The organism is Nitrospirota bacterium (assembly GCA_015233895.1).
Lineage (GTDB): Bacteria > Nitrospirota > Thermodesulfovibrionia > Thermodesulfovibrionales > Magnetobacteriaceae > Magnetomonas.
Map to the genome: position 1 here is coordinate 1 of JADFXG010000015.1, position 18,029 is coordinate 18,029.

10 protein-coding genes are annotated in these 18,029 nt (G+C 43.1%); 8 read left to right on the forward strand and 2 right to left on the reverse strand.

Features of this window, described 5'->3' with window-relative positions; genetic code table 11:
- Positions 1-202, reverse strand: a 202-nt coding sequence (locus HQK88_10880; GenBank protein ID MBF0617304.1) for a prephenate dehydrogenase/arogenate dehydrogenase family protein, incomplete at its 3' end; no start/stop codon positions are given.
- Between HQK88_10880 and HQK88_10885 the strand changes: the two genes are divergently transcribed.
- Positions 125-337 carry a Uma2 family endonuclease gene (locus tag HQK88_10885; protein MBF0617305.1) on the forward strand — a complete coding sequence of 71 codons (213 nt, stop codon included), beginning with the start codon at positions 125-127 and terminating at the stop codon, positions 335-337. The two genes, HQK88_10880 and HQK88_10885, sit on opposite strands and share 78 nt — an antisense overlap.
- Positions 338-403: 66 nt before the next feature.
- The gene (locus HQK88_10890; protein ID MBF0617306.1) at positions 404-2,524 is read left to right on the forward strand and encodes a bifunctional aldolase/short-chain dehydrogenase; all 2,121 of its coding nucleotides are present in this window, start codon (positions 404-406) and stop codon (positions 2,522-2,524) included.
- Positions 2,525-2,559: 35 nt separating this feature from the next.
- Here the strand turns inward: HQK88_10890 and HQK88_10895 are convergent, their stop codons facing one another.
- A complete protein-coding gene (locus tag HQK88_10895) occupies positions 2,560-2,775 on the reverse strand; it encodes a DUF2283 domain-containing protein (protein ID MBF0617307.1) in 216 nt (71 codons plus the stop codon).
- 379 nt (positions 2,776-3,154) lie between these two features.
- On the opposite strand from HQK88_10895, the gene HQK88_10900 reads away from it, so the two are divergent.
- The 6 genes from HQK88_10900 to HQK88_10925 are packed head-to-tail and all read left to right on the forward strand — an operon-like array spanning position 3,155 to position 18,025.
- Complete coding sequence (locus HQK88_10900; protein ID MBF0617308.1) at positions 3,155-4,012, forward strand: 3-hydroxyacyl-CoA dehydrogenase family protein; 858 nt, start codon at positions 3,155-3,157, stop codon at positions 4,010-4,012.
- 45 nt (positions 4,013-4,057) lie between these two features.
- A complete protein-coding gene (locus tag HQK88_10905; GenBank protein MBF0617309.1) occupies positions 4,058-4,303 on the forward strand; it encodes an acyl carrier protein in 246 nt (81 codons plus the stop codon).
- 27 nt (positions 4,304-4,330) lie between these two features.
- Positions 4,331-5,461, forward strand: coding sequence for an acyl-CoA dehydrogenase family protein (locus HQK88_10910; protein ID MBF0617310.1), 1,131 nt, complete (start codon positions 4,331-4,333; stop codon positions 5,459-5,461).
- A gap of 51 nt (positions 5,462-5,512) precedes the next feature.
- On the forward strand, positions 5,513-6,565 hold the full coding sequence (locus HQK88_10915) for an HAD-IIIC family phosphatase (protein MBF0617311.1): 1,053 nt from the start codon (positions 5,513-5,515) through the stop codon (positions 6,563-6,565).
- Positions 6,566-6,581: 16 nt separating this feature from the next.
- On the forward strand, positions 6,582-16,937 hold the full coding sequence (locus HQK88_10920; protein ID MBF0617312.1) for an amino acid adenylation domain-containing protein: 10,356 nt from the start codon (positions 6,582-6,584) through the stop codon (positions 16,935-16,937).
- Between the two features lie 35 nt (positions 16,938-16,972).
- Complete coding sequence (locus HQK88_10925) at positions 16,973-18,025, forward strand: DUF481 domain-containing protein (protein ID MBF0617313.1); 1,053 nt, start codon at positions 16,973-16,975, stop codon at positions 18,023-18,025.
- Positions 18,026-18,029: the final 4 nt, after the last annotated feature.

The following is an 18,029-nucleotide window of genomic DNA, read 5'->3' on the forward strand; positions in this document are numbered from 1 at the left end:
CAAGGGCAGTGAGGTCTGTTTTATCTGTAGGAGTTACAATGCAGAGGGCATTTTTATACAGCTTGCCGGAGGATGCTTTCATGCCGGATTGGTCTTTGCCTGCAATTGGGTGGGCTCCCACAAAATGGATATGGTAGTCAAAAGGGGTCTCTATGAAAAATACAAAGTGCCGGAGTATTGGATAGTCGTACCGGAGTTTAATACCATTGAGATTTTAACCCTTGACAACGATAAATATAAAACACACTCCATCGCAGAGATTGAGGGCGTGGTTACGTCTAAGGTTATCGAGGGGCTTGAAGTCAATATTAAAGACATTTTCGAGGACTTAAATTGACTATAGAGACTACGATTGTAAGAGAATACTCAGTTTGCTCAAAATTCATTGTGGGGAGCTGAGACATTGCAAAACAAATGGTCAGACGATTATGCAGCCGAGTTCATAAAACTCTATGGCGAAAGATATGGAGAAGACCTTGCCCTAAGAACCTATACATCACAACTGCTCGGTAAAGAGAAATCCCTTGTCCTTCATGGGGGCGGAAATACATCCGTAAAGTCTCAACATATTAATGTATTTGGGCAACCGCTCAATGCTCTCTTCGTTAAGGCATCCGGATACAACATGGACAGGATTAAACCGGATGGACACGTAGCGCTTGAGCTTGACTATCTCATGCGGCTGCTTGAACTTGATGATTTGGATGACGAAACGATGATTAATGAGTTTCGCACCCATCTGTTTGACCACAGCGCATCCACGCCATCACTTGAGACACTCCTTCATGCCTTTTTACCCTTTAAGTACGTTGACCATACCCATTCTGAGGCAGTTCTGGCTATCGGTAACTCTACAGACGGAAAAGAGGTATTCAAAAGGATTTTTGGAGATGAGGCGGCAATTTTAGATTATTATACACCAGGGTTTCAACTGGCAAAAGCGGCTGCCTCGTTTTACAGGAGCAATCCTAATATAAAAACCCTGATTCTTATGCATCACGGAATATTCACATGGGGAGACACGGCCAAAGACTCATATACTGCTATGATTGATTTCGTTACAGAGGCTGAAAAACATATTGAAGCCGCTAAGGAAAATCTAAAACGAAAGCATTTTGTTAATGCCCTTCAGAATGAAGTTGATGAGGCAAAGGCACGGTACGTTAAAATTGCACCAATCCTCAGAGGGTTACTCTCTGAAAAAACCGGTGATACAGATAATCCGTTTAATAAGGTAATCTTAAAACCGTTGATAGATGACGTAACGCTTGGATTTATAAATTCTGAAAAAGCCCGTGATATTCTTATGACCCCTCCTGTTACCTCTGATTATCTTATTCGTACGAAGGCTTTTCCGCTTTGGATTGACACTATCCCCATTGATGACGATGCCGCTATAATAGAAGCTCTCTCAGGTGCATTATCAGCCTACAAGGAACAATATGAAAATTACCTTAAAAGACACAGCCTTGACACATCAGCAATAACTCATTTTGATTCGTTGCCTAAGGTGATAGCGATTCCGTGTATTGGAATAATATGCTCAGGCAGTGACATGAAATCGGTGGTCATTGCGCATGATATAACCCTTCAAAATATCAGGGTGAAACTTGACATTGCCTTAACATCAGAGTTTAAAGGGATACAAGAGGATGACATTTTTAAGATGGAGTACAGACTTTATCAACAAAATAAACTAAATATCGAAAAATGGATGTATTCGCTAACCGGCAGTGTATCGGTCGTAACAGGAGCAGCGGGAGCTATTGGGGGTGCTGTCAGCAAGGGGCTTTTGCGGGACGGCTCATGTGTAGCCTTAACTGATCTGCCCGGAGACAATCTCAACTCCATGTATGAAAAGTTACGCGATGAGTTTGGAGAGCGCGTGGCAGCAATCCCTATGGATGTTACGGATGCGGAGTCGGTATCTCAGTGTTTTGCTAAGGTCACGGAACTTTGGGGCGGCGTGGATATTTTAATCCCAAATGCGGGCATTGCCATGGTCTCAACACTTATGGATATGCCGCTTGAGGGTTTTAAACGGCTTGAACGAGTTAATGTAGATGGCACGTTAACGGTAATATCGGAGGCTGCAAGGCTTTTTAAGCGGCAGGCAACCGGAGGAGACATTGTGTTGGTGTCAACTAAAAATGTGTTTTCACCGAGTGCCAGTTTCGGGGCATATAGTGCAACAAAAGCGGCTGCGCATCAAATAGCGCGTGTTGCTTCACTTGAGCTAGCTCCACTCGGAGTTAGAGTAAACATGGTATCGCCGGATGCTGTGTTTTCAGGTGGTACAAAGCGCTCCGGTCTTTGGGAGGAAATTGGCCCTGAGAGAATGAAAGCACGCGGACTTGATGAAAAAGGACTTGAGCAATACTATCAAAGCCGAAACCTGCTGAAATCACCCGTTACCGGTGAACATGTCTCAAAAGCTGTGCTGTTTTTTGTAACAAGACAGACACCTACAACCGGCGCCACTATTCCCGTTGACGGCGGCCTTCCAGATGCCACACCAAGATGATAAGGATAACACACTTCAGGCCGATATAAAAAACTTCAGATTATCGACACTTCAAGTGGTATTGAGTGTATCTCGTGGGGGTTTTCTTTCTTTAGGTAATTTAACTTCTCAAAACCAATGATATCACCACTTACATCTTTCTTTACTATAATGCCCCCTCCAATTTCCTCGTTAATACATGGTTTTGGTTCGCTAAACCAAACATCCAGTGTATTCCCAACTTTATCATATGTTATGGTTATTTTGTCCATATACTTTCTCCTTCTTTAATCTTATGACTATAAGTTGTCCTGATTGTTTTCCCTGACTTTGCTTTTATTACGAATTTATTCATTGTTTTTGATATTAGATATTCATATGATAGCAATAATTTAGGGAATCTAACAAGCATGTGTTGAGGGCCATGGCTTTTCAAACGCGTACTCTACAGCGTTAAAACGCAAGGTTAGTAAAAAATACTTGACAAACTTTTCTGATGTAATGTAAAATGGAACCTAAGACGGGTTATTTATGACTTCAGATGCCGTGTGGAAGTCCAAAAATATGATCAATCAATACAACAATAAGTGTTAGAGTTGTATATTTTTAAACGATTCGGGGGTTGTGTAAAAGTTGGCAAATACATTGGACATAAATACGATAGGAGTTATCGGCGCAGGAGTGATGGGCGTCGGTGTAGCCCAAAATGCCGCACAAACGGGGAAAAGGGTTGTTTTAATTGACCTTGATCCCGTAACACTGGAAAAAGCCGTAGATAAGATCAGGCAGGATCTTCGCTTCCAAAGCATGTTTAAACCTGCCTCGGCCAATGTTTTAGAATCCACCGCGGTTTTAAATAACATTACACCATCCACCGATTACAGTCTGCTCAGCAGTGCCGATTATATAATAGAAAACGTAACTGAAAAATGGGACATCAAAAAGGAAGTCTATCAAAAAATAGATAATCTGGCAGCAGACTACTGTATTTTTGCTGCCAATACATCGGCAATTCCAATAACGCGTATTGCCTCCCTTACAAAGAGGCCGGACAAAGTTATCGGCATTCATTTTATGAACCCTGTGCCGCTTAAGTCTGCGGTTGAAGTCATAATGGGGTATCACACATCTGAGGCGACTCTTAATACTACTAAAGACCTCCTGTCCTCTATGGGCAAAGAAAGCATTGTGGTTAATGACTCGCCGGGTTTTGTCTCAAACCGGGTGCTTATGCTTACCATAAATGAGGCGATTTATTTAGTTTATGAAAACGTGGCAAAACCGGAGGACGTGGACAGGATATTTAAGACCTGCTTTGGCCACCAGATGGGTCCCCTTGAGACGGCTGATTTAATCGGACTGGACACTATCTTGTACTCTATTGACGTTCTATATGAGAGTTTTAACGACAGTAAGTTCAGACCATGCCCGCTACTTAAAAAAATGGTGGATGCCGGTCTCTATGGCATGAAAAACGGCAAAGGATTCTACTCCTATGACGACATTTAGCGTTATCACCGCATTTAAAATAAACCATGAGGGGTGGATATCTGAATGACTCCTGAGGAGATAAAGACAAAAGTCAGAGCTTTCCTTTTAAAGTATATTAAAAAGCCTGATCTTAAAGATGATGAAGACTACTTTGCATCAAAACTAATAAATTCTCTCTTTGCCATGCAGCTTGTGATGTTTGTTGAGAAGGAATTCAAAGTGAAGGTTGAAGACAAAGACCTTGATATAAAGAACTTTAATGCGATAGATTCAATTTCAAGCCTTGTCACAAGAAAACTGGGTTGTTAAGAGAAGCAATTAGACACTGAGGTAAACATGGAGTTAACACAAGAGCAAGAACAAGCACAGGGGGAATTTAAGGCATTTGTAAATGAGCACGTAGCGCCCTATGCTGATACATTTGACAGAGAGCAGAAAATACCCGAAGAGCTTATAGCGCTGATAGCCCAAAAGGGTTTTTTTGGATTAATTGTGCCTAAGGAGTACGGCGGCATGGCAGCCGATATGATTACCTATGGGCTGTTGTGTGAGGAGATGTGTTGCGGCAGCGCCTCTCTTTTGAGTCTTCTTACAGTGCATGGGATGGTTATACAGGCAATTATGCGATGGGGCAGTAGTGTTCTTAAGGAGCGGTGGTTAAGAAAACTTGCCTCAGGAGAGATTATCGGCGCCTTTGCCCTCACAGAGCCTAACGTGGGCAGTGATGCTAAAAGTGTAGAAACCGTTGCCGTTAAAAAAGACAATGGGTTTGTCTTAACTGGAAAAAAGAAGTGGACTTCTTTTGGCCAAAGAGCTGACTTATTTATGATTATCGCTCAGTGTGAGGACAAACCAACTGCGTTTCTGCTTGAAAAGGGCACGCCGGGTTTTACCGTCACACCTATTACAGATACATTTGGGTTTAGGGCCGCTATGATGGCAGAGCTTACGATGGATAACTGCCTTATCACGGAGGAAAACATGGTTGGACGAATCGGTTTTGGCGTCACACATGTTGCCACCCATGCTCTTGATTATGGCAGATATACTGTTGGTTGGGGTTGTGTGGGACTTGGCAGGGCCTGTCTTGAGGCAAGCCTTAAATATACTGCTCAGAGAGTGCAATTTGGCACGTATTTACGCAAGCACCAGTTGATTCAGCATATGATTACCGATATGATAGCCTCTGTCACTGCTGCGCGCCTTCTATGTCTTAATGCCGGGCATTTAAAAGACGCCGGGGATCACAGAACCATCATGGAAACCGCAATCGCCAAATACTTTGCCTCTACTATGGTTGTAAAGACCGCCCTCGATGCTGTGCAAATTCACGGCGCTAACGGTATAAGCAGCGACTATCCGGTTGCAAGATACCTCAGAGATGCAAAAGTAATGGAGATAATCGAGGGTAGCTCACAGATGCAGCAGATAATAATAGCAAGATACGGGTATCAGGAATATTTATAGCATTTTCTTTAAGCAAGCGCTTAACTTTGGGATATTTGAAAGGGCAACAATGTGAAAGAAGTAAAAAAAACTAAAAAAACAAAATGTCTCGTATGGGACCTTGATAACACGCTGTGGAGTGGAACTCTTATTGAGGGCGACAGGGTAACATTAAGGGAAAATGTCGTTGAAACCATAAAAACCCTCGACAGCCGTGGAATTCTCCAGTCCATTGCGAGCAAAAATGATTACAGCGCGGCTATGTCAAAACTCCGTGAGTTTGGGTTAGAGGAGTTTTTCCTGTATCCGCAGATAAACTGGGGCGCTAAATCAGAGTCAATTAAAAAAATCGCAGAACTAATCAACATAGGTGCCGATACGCTTGCTTTCATAGACGATCAGGAGTTTGAGCTTGACGAGGTGTCTTTTTCCCTGCCTGAGGTTCTGTGCATACACGCCACCTCACTTGACCGTGTTGCGGAGATGGAGGAGATGAATCCGGTCTTTATAACGGAGGACTCTAAAAACCGCCGCTTGATGTATATGGCTGATATGAACCGAAACAAGGATGAGGAGTCTTACGATGGCCCAAAAGAGGAATTTCTAAGTACCCTTGGTATGGTCTTTGATATTTCTCTTGCCTCAACTGACGATCTTAAAAGAGCAGAGGAGCTTACCGTAAGAACTAATCAGCTAAACACCACAGGTTACACTTATAGCTATGATGAGTTGGATGGCTTTATAAAATCAAGCGGGCATCTGCTTCTTATTGCCTCCCTTAGTGACCGCTACGGCAGTTACGGGAAAATTGGTCTTGTGCTTATTGAGGTAAAAGAATCGGCATGGATTATAAAACTCCTTCTGATGTCATGCCGGGTAATGTCCCGCGGGGTAGGCGCCATAGTCATAAACTACCTGAGAAATGAAGCACGCAAGCGTGGGGTAAGGCTGCTTGCTGAGATGATACAAAATGACAGAAACCGGATGATGTATGTTACTTATAAATTTTCAGGATTTAACGATATAAACAGAGACGGACAGGTGATTATTATGGAGGACAATTCCCTTGCCGACATTCCTCCATACCCGGACTTTGTCAAACTAAGATTTCCAAAATCTTTGTAACAGGAGACTTTTCTCAATGAGTACCGATCAAAAAGACACACTAAAGAATCTCTACAAAGCGTATAAAACTTTGCAACTTAAGACGGCAAAGTTTGAAGAGCCGATAGCGGTAATTGGAATAGGATGCCGTTTTCCAGGCGGAGCGGATAGTCCTGAAAAGTTCTGGCAGATTTTGGAAAAAGGACTGGACGTAACCTCTGAGGTGCCAAAAGACAGATGGCCAACTGATGACTTCTACAATCCTGACCCTGATGCCGCCGGTAAATCTTACACAAAGCGAGGGGGATTTCTGAGTGAACCGGTTAGCGGCTTTGATAACGGGTTTTTTCAGATATCTCCGGATGAGGCCAAAAGTATGGATCCGCAGCAGCGGATGCTTCTTGAGGTAACTCGTGAGGCACTGGAAAACTCCGTTACAAATCCGGAAAGCCTTGTGGGAAGTCTTACCGGTGTTTTCATTGGTATGGTAAATAATGACTATGCCTCGGCACAACTAAGATGTGGAGACCTTTCAAAAATAGATTCTTACTCCATAACAGGCATTGCAGCAAGCACCGCTACCGGGCGTATATCCTACGCATACGGTTTTGAGGGGCCAAGTGTTGCCATAGACACGGCCTGTTCGTCCTCGCTTGTTGCCATCCATATGGCTTGCCAGAGTTTAAAAACAGGGGAGTCTGATATGGCGCTTGCCGGAGGGGTGCATCTTAATCTCACTCCGGAGGGGTTTATCGGTTTTTGCAGGATTAAAATCCTCTCCCCGGATGGCAGATGCCGGAGTTTTGACGCAAAGGCTGACGGGATGTCTAAGGGTGAGGGATGCGGAATTGTCGTGCTAAAGCGGCTCTCTGATGCTTTAGCAAACGGCGACAGAGTGATAGCAGTCATAAAGGGCAGTGCTATCAATCAGGATGGCCGCAGCAATGGCCTAACGGCTCCAAACGGTCTAGCGCAGGAAAAGGTGATGCGTAAGGCTCTTGAAAAGTCAGCCATAGAACCCTCCGATGTTGGGTACATTGAGGCTCATGGCTCTGCTACTCCTTTAGGCGACAGTATTGAGATACAATCCATTACCAATGTCTATCGAGGCGGGCGCAGTAACGGCAACGCTCTGAGTGTCGGTACAGTTAAGGCAAACATCGGGCATCTTGAGGGTGCCGCAGGTGTTGCAGGGTTTATAAAAACAGCGCTTATGCTTGAAAAAGGCGTCATTCCGCCATTGGCTAATTTTGAAAAACCCAATCCTCACATTCAATGGGATAATGTAAAAATAAATACTTCACCTGTTAAATGGGATACCGGTTCACGCATTGCCGCAGTCAGTTCATACGGCTTTAGCGGCACAAATGTTCATCTCATAGCGGGAGAGCTGCCGGTAACAGAGAATGCTTCAGTGAGTGAAATTGCAGATTACCAATTACTTAATATTTCTGCAAAAACTCAGCAGTCTTTAAAAACCCTTGCTAAACGATACCATGATTATTTAATTGATATAACAGAGGATGTCTCCTTAGCCGACATATGCTACAGCGCTGCCACAGGGCGGGCACAATTGCCATACCGCCTAAGTGTAACAGGGAAAACCAAAAATGAAATGTGTGAAAAACTGGAAAACTATCGAAATGTAGCCGACTATGGAGACGGCTGTGTAAGCGGTGAGATTACACACTCGCCTAAAAAGATAGTGTTTATGTTTGCCGGACAAGGCTCCCAATACCGTGACATGGGAAAAGACCTGTACCGTAGCTCCGAGGTTTTCCGTAATGCAATGGATGCCTGCGAGGCTTTTGCAAAACCAATAACAGGGAAATCAATCTTAGAAATCATTTATGATAAAGAGGACACAGGGCTGATTAACGAAACCATCTACACTCAGCCTGCCATATTCTCAGTGGAGTATGCCCTTGCCATGTTGTGGCTTTCGTGGGGGATAAAACCACAAGCTGTAATGGGACACAGTATAGGGCAGTATGCAGCTGCATGTGTTGCCGGTGTGTTTTCTCTAAATGATGCAATCACTCTTGTCTGTGAAAGAGGACGGCTCATACAGAGTTTAACGGAAAGCGGCTCTATGGCGGTGGTACTCTCTGATGAGAGAACAGTTAGCTCTGTAATAGAAAAGTATTCTGAAACTGTGTCTTTGGCAACAGTAAACGGCCCTGAAAACGTTGTAATCTCAGGTGAAAGGCAGGCCGTATCAGCGGTAATTGCTCACTTTATAGATATGGATATTCCTGCCAGAGAGCTCAAAATATCACACGCTATTCACAGCGTGCTTATGGAACCAGTTTTAAAGGATTTCCTTGAAGCTGCTAAAAAAGTTACATATTCGCAAGCAAAAATTCCGGTAGTATCAAACGCTGACGGAAGGTTTGCAACTGAGGAGATAGCAACGCCTGAGTTTTGGGTCAGACATCTCAGAGAGAGTGTCCGGTTTTACGACTCTGTTGTGAATTTGGACAGGTGGGGATATAATGTTTTTATAGAGGTTGGAGCAACTACAACTCTTATGAGTCTTGGAATCCAATGCCTGCCTGACAATGAGGCACTTTGGGTGTTTTCGCTTGGGGTAAACAACTCGATGTTTAATATGCGCCCGATGCGCTATGAAAACACTAACGACTGGCAGCAGATATTGAAGGGACTTTCCGAACTCTTTGTAGCCGGAGTGGAAATTGACTGGAAAGGTGTAATGGGTTCACACCTTACAGGGAGAAAAAAAGTAGCGCTCCCCACATATCCATATGAGCGTAAGCATCTTTGGATAGCTCCTGTCTATCAATATCAAACTCAGCTGGCAAAGGTTGTACCAGTTGACATAGCACAAGAATGCGCTCAGATCGATGTATCTGAGACGACACCTCAGCGGGAAAATCTTAATAACGAAATCTTAACTTTGATAAGAAAAATCTCAGGCATAGATATATCCGTACACGATTATGATAAAAACCTGTTCACTCTCGGCCTGGTATCGCTTATGATAGCGCGGATAAGGGATTCTATCAGACGCTCACACGGCGTGGATATAAAGATGTCCAGTTTTTATAAGGAAACAAGCACTGTTAACAGACTTCTTGATTATATAAAAAAGCACTTGCCTCAGGAGGTTGTACCACCACCTGTCAATGACGCTATAAAGAGCATACCACAGCAAAAACCAGTAAAACAGACCTTTACCGTTTATCGTAAGATTATGGACAGGGAGGCGCTGAGTCTTGATAATAGGAAACAAGCTCATTTAAATAACCTTATAAAACGTTACATAAAAAAAACCGCCGCCTCACAAACACATACCCAAAAATATCGTAGCGTATTTGCCAACATCAGAAACATTTCCGGGTTCCGTATGGAGTGGAAAGATATTATCTATCAGATAGTAGCAAAGCGCGCCGAGGGTTCAAAGATATGGGACATGGACGACAGGCAGTATTTGGATATATCTATGGGATTTGGCGTGTATCTGTTTGGCCACAATCCGCCTTTTGTACGGGGTGAGTTGGAAAAGGAATTTTTAAATGGATTTCCCATAGGTCCTATGTCGCAATTGGCCGCAGAGAATGCCCAGTTAATATGTGAGATGGCAAATGTAGAGCGTGTAGCATTTTTTAATACCGGTACTGAGGCCGTTATGGCAGCAGTCCGTATTGCCCGTACTGTTACCGGGAGAGATAAACTTGTCGTGTTTTCAGGCTCCTACCACGGCCACAGCGACGGAGTTTTGGCTACAGGCTATTTTGAGGGAGACATACTCCGAACCGTTCCACTTTCTCCCGGAACCCCTCAGGGAATGGTCAACGATGTTTATGTTTTAGATTATGGTGAACCGTCATCTTTGGAATTTATAGAGCACCACGGCAAAGAGATAGCCGCCGTTATGGTGGAACCGGTGCAGAGCCGGAGACCGGACTTACAGCCTGCGCAGTTTCTTAAGGCGCTGAGGGAGTTGACTCAGGACGTTGGTTGCGCTTTGATATTTGATGAGATGATAACCGGATTTAGAACTCATCCCGGCGGCGCTCAGGCATTGTTTGGAGTGAAAGCGGATATTGTGACCTACGGTAAGGTAATCGGAGGTGGGCTGCCGATCGGTGTTGTTGCAGGCAAGGCACATTACCTTGATGCGGTTGACGGCGGCTGGTGGTCATTTGATGACGCCTCATATCCTCAGAGAGAAAACACATTGATAGCTGGCACATTTAACCATCATCCGCTTGCTATGGCAGGGGCAAAGGCAGTTTTGCAGTATCTTAAAAATACCGGCCCAACCCTCCAGAGTGAACTCAACCAGCGAACCGATAATCTTTCCAAACGGATGAACGAATACCTTGCCAAAGAGGGAGTTTCAACTATCCATATGGTTAACTTTGCATCCCTGTTCCGATTTGTGCTTAAGGGGGACGATGAACTGCTTAATTATCATCTGCTTGACAGGGGAATTTATGTGTGGGAGGGCAGGGCATGTTTCCTTTCCACAGCCCACAGCGATGACGATATTAAATTCTTTGAGGATGCCGTAAAAGACAGCATAGAGGAAATGAAAGAGGGCGGGTTTGTGCAGTCTGACAGCGTTAAACACAAAGCTCACATTAGTGTACCAACCACGGTTTCTTTACCGGTATCCAGTGCACAAAAGCGCCTATATGCTTTAAGCCAATTTGAAGGGGGACAGCTTAGTTATCACGTGCCGGTTGTGTTTTTCATAGATGGCGTACTTGATATGAAACGATTTGGAGGTCTTTTTAATGAACTTATACAAAGACACGAAAGCCTCAGGAGCAGTTTCGTGTTTGAAAGCGGAGAGGTTCGAAACCTTATAGCTGAAAGCTTAGAGTTTGCCGTTTACTACGCAACCATAAAAGAGGATGCAGCAGACAGATTCGTAAGGGATTTCATAAGGGATTTTGATCTAAGCAAAGCGCCTTTAATAAGAGTATGTATAGCTGAAATTGAAGGCAAAAAACATCGCCATTTGTGCATAATTGATGCCCATCACATTGTCTTTGACGGCATATCAGCCGACATACTGGTTGGAGAGCTTATTAAGTTATACCGGGGGGAGGAGCTCTATCAGCTTAAAAAGCAGTATCGTGATTATACTGCATGGGAGGCAGAATATGTCAGGTCAGAGGAGTTCCAGTTACATGAGAAATTCTGGCTTGATATGCTTTCTGAAAACACTCCGGTACTGAATCTTCCCACTGACTTTCAGCGGCCAAAGATGCGCTCCTTTAATGGTAAAAGGCTTTTTGTAACTATAGATGAAAAAAGAACCAATGCTCTAAAAGAGTATTCTGCCAGATGCGGCGCATCGCTTTACTCTTTGCTATTTTCCGCCCACAGCGTACTACTACATAAACTAACCGGACAGAGTGACATGATTGTGGGCACAAACTTTGACGGCAGGAACCACGAGGACCTGACAGACGTAATCGGAATGTTTGTTAGTACACTTGCTCTAAGGACAAAACCAGCAGCGGATAAATCTTTTGCCGGCTTTGTCAGTGAAATACAGGAAACTGTGCTTGAGGCGCTGGATTGCCAGAGTTTCCCGTTTGAGATACTTGTAGATAAACTACATCTTAAGCGCGATATGAGTAAGAACCCCCTGTTTGATACCATGTTTGTTTACGAAAAGGTTGACACAAAGACTTTCGTATCAGGGGATTTGATTTTTACAAAATATGATTTTTCTGTAGATAAGTCTATGTTTGACCTTACGCACGAATTTTTAGAGCTTGATGGCACATTAAACATGTCTATGGAGTTTAATACGGCACTTTTTAAAGTAGAAACAATAGAGAGATTTCTAAATTTTTATGAAAACATCCTTAATTCCATATTAACTAATCCAGGGATTGCCATCCATGATATAGACATACTTTCAGATGAGGAAAAGAGGCGGCTGACATTAGATTTCAACAGCACAGCCAAAGACTTTCCACTACATTTGACGATAGCGGATTTATTTGAAAAACAGGTTGAAAAAACTCCAGAAAATATTGCAATTGCATTTAATAACGTAACATATACATATAGCACACTAAATGAAGACTCTAACCGGGTTGCCAATTACTTGAAAACGCATATAACGCTAAATAAAGAGGAACTGATTGCCATAATGGCTGACCGCTCAGAGTGGACAGTTATCGCTATGCTTGGAATACTTAAGGCAGGAGCCGCTTTTCTTCCCATTGACCCTGCATACCCTGAGGACAGAATTGCCTACATGATAGAGGACAGTGGCTGCCGTGTCATGCTTACACATTTGGAAAATATAGAAAATGATAACCTTAATGTTATAAATATAAAACACATTGTCTGTGATGATTTAAAAAATCCGGAAAGAACTATAACACCAGCCAGCCTTGCCTATGTCATATACACATCAGGCACCACGGGGCGGCCAAAAGGCGTTATGATAGAACAAGAAACCCTTGTAAATATGGCACTTGCCCATATAGATTTCTTTGAAATCAACGCCTCTGACAGAATGCTCCAGTTTTCCTCGATGTCATCTGATACATCACTTTTTGAAATATTTCTTTCCATCTTTGCCGGAGCCGCTGTTGTGCTTATAGATAAAGAAACAATTTTTAACACAGCAAGTTTTATAAAATACACAGAGGATATGGGCGTCACATTTTTAGCGCTTCCTCCGGTTTACCTAAATAGCTTAAACAAGCCTGAAATGAAGACGGTACGTGCCATTGCCTCATGCGGTGCTCCGGCAGTTGTCAGCGACGCCCTGTTTTATGGCAAAAACAAGGTGTTTTTTAACTCCTACGGCCCAACTGAGACCACAGTTGCCGTAACGTACTACAGGCTGGATATGGAACGCTCCTATGATGCCCATATTCCAATCGGCACTCCAATTTCAAACACGTGCATATTTATCGTTGATGAATCGCTTAATCTGGTTCCAATTGGCATTGAAGGGGAGCTTTGCATTGGCGGCAGGTGTCTAGCACGCGGATATAAGAACAAGCCTGAGATGACGGCTGAAAAATTCATAACTATAGCTGCAGCAGGAGACCAACGGCTCTATAGAAGCGGCGATATGGGGCGGTGGCTGCCCGATGGTAACATTGAGTGTACGGGCAGAAAAGACGACCAGCTAAAAGTAAGAGGCTACAGGGTGGAGCTAAGCGAGGTGGAATATGCCATTTCATCACACCCTATGGTAAAAGCCGTGGTGGTTATAGCACGGAAATTTTTAAGTGAGACCCCGGAGCTTATTGCTTATATAATAAAACAAGACAGTCTTTCGGCATCAGAGCTGAGGGTATATATGGGGAAACGCCTGCCTGATTATATGCTCCCTGCTTACATAGTGTTTGTAGATAAATTCCCGCTTTCCCCTAACAACAAAGTTGATAAGAAGGCTCTTCCCGATCCACTTAAAACTGACGAAGAGGTTACAAATAGCAATTTAACGGAACCATCCACTGAGACTGAAAAAATTCTCGTAAGAGTCCTCAAGACAATACTGGATAGAAAAACAGTAAGCGTAAACGATGATTTTTTTGCTCTTGGCGGGGATTCCATCAAGGCTATACAACTGATTTCCGCTCTTAACACCGAGGGTCTGTCTGTCTCGGTACGAGACGTTTTTGAAAATCCTGTGCTAACCGAAATGGCAAGGAAAATTACCGGAGCAACTCTTTCAGAACAAGGGATTGTAAGCGGTAAGGTGCCGCTTACTGCCATACAGATGTGGTTTTTTGACAGACCTGAAGCTATTGTAACCTCATCCCATTACACACAGGGCGTCTTGCTTAACAGCGCTGGCAGGGTTGATAAAGAAATACTTACTGAGGCATTTAAGAAACTTATGGAACATCATGACGCACTCAGAATGAAATATACTTTTTCCGCTGATGGTGTAATTCAGGAGTGTTCTCCCGATATAGATAACATTTCCGTTGAGACAGTTGTTGTAGAAAATGATGCCGATATTGCAAAGCTTTGTGCCGCAGTGCCCCCCACCATTGACATTAAAAGTGGGACGCTGCTTAAGGCTATAATTTACAAAGGACAGATGAGCGATTACCTGTTAATTGTCATACACCATTTAATAGTGGATGGCGTTTCATGGCGAATCCTTATAGAGGATCTCTCATTGTCATACACATCAATCATTGAAAGAAAACCCGTCGCCTTTCCACCTAAGACAGAATCTTTTAAGGCATGGGCGGAAGCAGTTACTGAATATGCCGCATCACCCCAATTGTTAAAGGAGGCCGGTTACTGGCTCTCTGTGTGCGAAACCGCCACGGAACCGATAAATACCAATTTTAACTATAGAACTTATGGAACATTTGAAACGCTTAATTTTATGCTTGATACAGAGATTACAAGGCTAATTGTAACTAATAACACGGAAACGAGGGATATACTTCTTGCGGCACTTGTATTGGCGGTCTCTGAAACTTATGGAGTAAAGTCCATCGCGGTTGAGCTTGAAGGACACGGCAGAGAGGAGATAATTGAAGGGATTAACATCTCCCGAACCGTGGGATGGTTTACCTCAGTGTATCCTGTCATATTACAATTACCGGATGGCAATAGTCTTGATGACACTGTTAAACAAATAAAGGAAACACTAAGGAGTGTTCCGCAAAACGGTATTGGTTATGGGATACTGGAATATATTTCAGAGGTAGAGGACTTAAGCTTATTCCAGCCTCCTCAGCTTGCCTTTAACTATCTTGGTTCCTTTGATGGAGTACAAGGGGGAGGAGTCTTTGAGTTTTCCGAAATTCCGGTTGAAAACACCATAAACCATAACCTCAGAAACGTTAACGCTCTGTCTGTGGAGGGATTTGTTGTAAATAACGTGTTTCACGGCTCAATATCCTATTGCAACGGTGCTTATAGCACTGAAATTGTCTCAGCACTGGCTGAGGCTTTCAAAAATAACATAATTGCACTGACAACGCATTTAAGTGCACAGAGTAAGGGATTGGAGGACATTTTCAGACAGCTCGGACTAAGTGCCAAAGATATTAAGGACATCTACAACCTCTCGCCTATGCAGGAGGGAATGTTGTTTCACAGGATGTACGATAAGAGCTCATCGGCCTATTTCGAACAGGTTACATTTACAGTTAACGGAGCGCTCGATGTCGAAGCTTTTATGAAAAGCTGGGAGAATGTCTTTGAAAGACACGACATCTTAAGAGCAATGTTTATTTACTCAGACAAAGCAGAGCCCCTTCAGGTGATACCCCACCAAAGACAAATGGAGTGCCAGTATGTGAATATGTCGGGAAATGGACACGACGGATTTATAGATAGCTACAGAGTACGTGACATAGAGAGAGGATTTGACCTTACACGTGATCCTTTGATGAGGATTTATATCGTAAAGCGCAGCGATAACGTGTTTGACGTAGTGTGGAGCCATCATCATATTATAATAGACGGCTGGTGCCTTGGACTCATTATAACTGATTTATTTAAAGCCTATAGCGCATTTACTAATGGGCACAAGCCTGATGTAAAGCCGGTCCCCAGCTACGGAGATTACATTAAATGGCTGAAAACGCTTGATACCAATATCATGATTAATTATTGGAGAGGCTACTTAGAAGGCTATGAGCGGGCGGCTTTTTTTAGCACGGCAATTGCTCAAAACAGCGGCGTATCAGTAGCCAGTTTTAATTTAAGTGAGGAGTTAACGTTACGTTTGGATACCTTTGCAAAGAAAACCGGTGTAACCATTAGTGCTGCATTTCAGGCACTGTGGTCAGTGCTGCTTAGTAAACACACTGGCCAGGACGACGTGGTGTTTGGCCTTACAGTGTCAGGACGTCCGGTAGAAGTGCCTGACTCAGATAAAATGGTTGGTTTATTTATAAACACAATACCGGTAAGAGCTGTACTAAATGATAGTGTAACTTTCAGAGAGCTTGCTAAAAACGTACAACATGATTTTATAAACGGGAAAGCTCATCACTATTTGTCATTAGCAGACATTCAGAGTGTAACTAATTTCAAACAAGGACTCTTTGACCATGTTTTAGTATTTGAAAACTATCCGCTAAGCGGGCAGTTAACAGAAATCTGCAAAACAACTGGTTGCAGCCTAAATATAGATGACATCAAGACATATGAGTTGACTAACTACAGTCTGAGTCTGGTTATCTACATCGGGGTTGAAATAACAATTGACTTTTGTTACAATGTCAATAGCATCAAATCTGGGCTAATCGAAACAGTTGCCTCAAAATTGATTCAACTGGCAGAGCTTCTAACATACAGTCCTGATACAGCGGTTAATGACATAAAGGGATTGTTGGCCGGACAGGATGAATTGTTAAAGCAAAATGAGTTTCTCGATTCAGTTGGTAAAATAGACGAGGATTTTTGATAAAAAATGAAATAAACTAAGAGAAGGAGATTCTTATGACTTTGTGCATTTGTGGGAAACATGTTGGACTTATAGTTATGTTTGTTTTATTTGTTGCCCTGATTGTGCCTGTTACGGCAATGGCGGAGGTGGATAAAGACTATATAAGAGAACACTATCCGGAGGTTTATCGCCAAATATATGAGGAGGGTAAATCGTCTGTTTCAGCACCGGCTTCACAGTCAGGTGAACCTTCAAAGGCGGTTGATAATGTTAAACCTGCGGCACCGGCAGCAGCCGATGCGCCCAAGGTCAATGGGCCTGGTGACAACTGGTGGGAACACATCTCTCTTAAATACAAACCCTTACCGGAGAATCTCCTGTTCCACGCGGAGGCACTATTCACTCCTGTTTACAAATGGGGTAACACAACAGGATACAATATAGACGGCCAGGGTGCGGTTGTATTAAGAAAAAACCGTCTGACAAACTCCCTTAACTATCAGATTGCACAAAAGTTAACTAAAGATGCCAGCGGCTCACAAAGCACTGACGATTATCAGACCTTTCAAGAATCTCTGCAGTATGACCTGACTGAAAATTTCTACACGCAGGGCGGCTATATATGGGAACGGGACAGGGTTAATATGATAAAACACAGACATATAGAGTATGCCGGTTTAGGGTATTATTTATTTGATACGCCGCTGCATAAGCTTGAGTTTTTTTTATCAGGTGGTTATCAAACAGAGAAATACTACTCTCTGATACAAGATTTTTTAAATATAAGCCAAAAATCGCTTCCGGTTGTGTATTTTTATGAAAGTTACAAGATTAATATCACAAGTTATCTGTTTTATAATGAGATTTTTAGAATCATACAAGATGTATCCACTACACCGGTTTTTGTTATGAATGAGGATGGAAACTATATAGCAGACCACAGGGTACACAGATACCGCTGGACCATGATAAATGCTCTTGGCTATAACATTGATAAACATCTGGCAATCATCGCATCACATAAAATGGACTATGACAGCAGTCCGTGGCCAACTGTGATTAGTACGGACAACGTTTTTAAGGTAAGCCTTAGGGTTAGCTTCTAAAAAG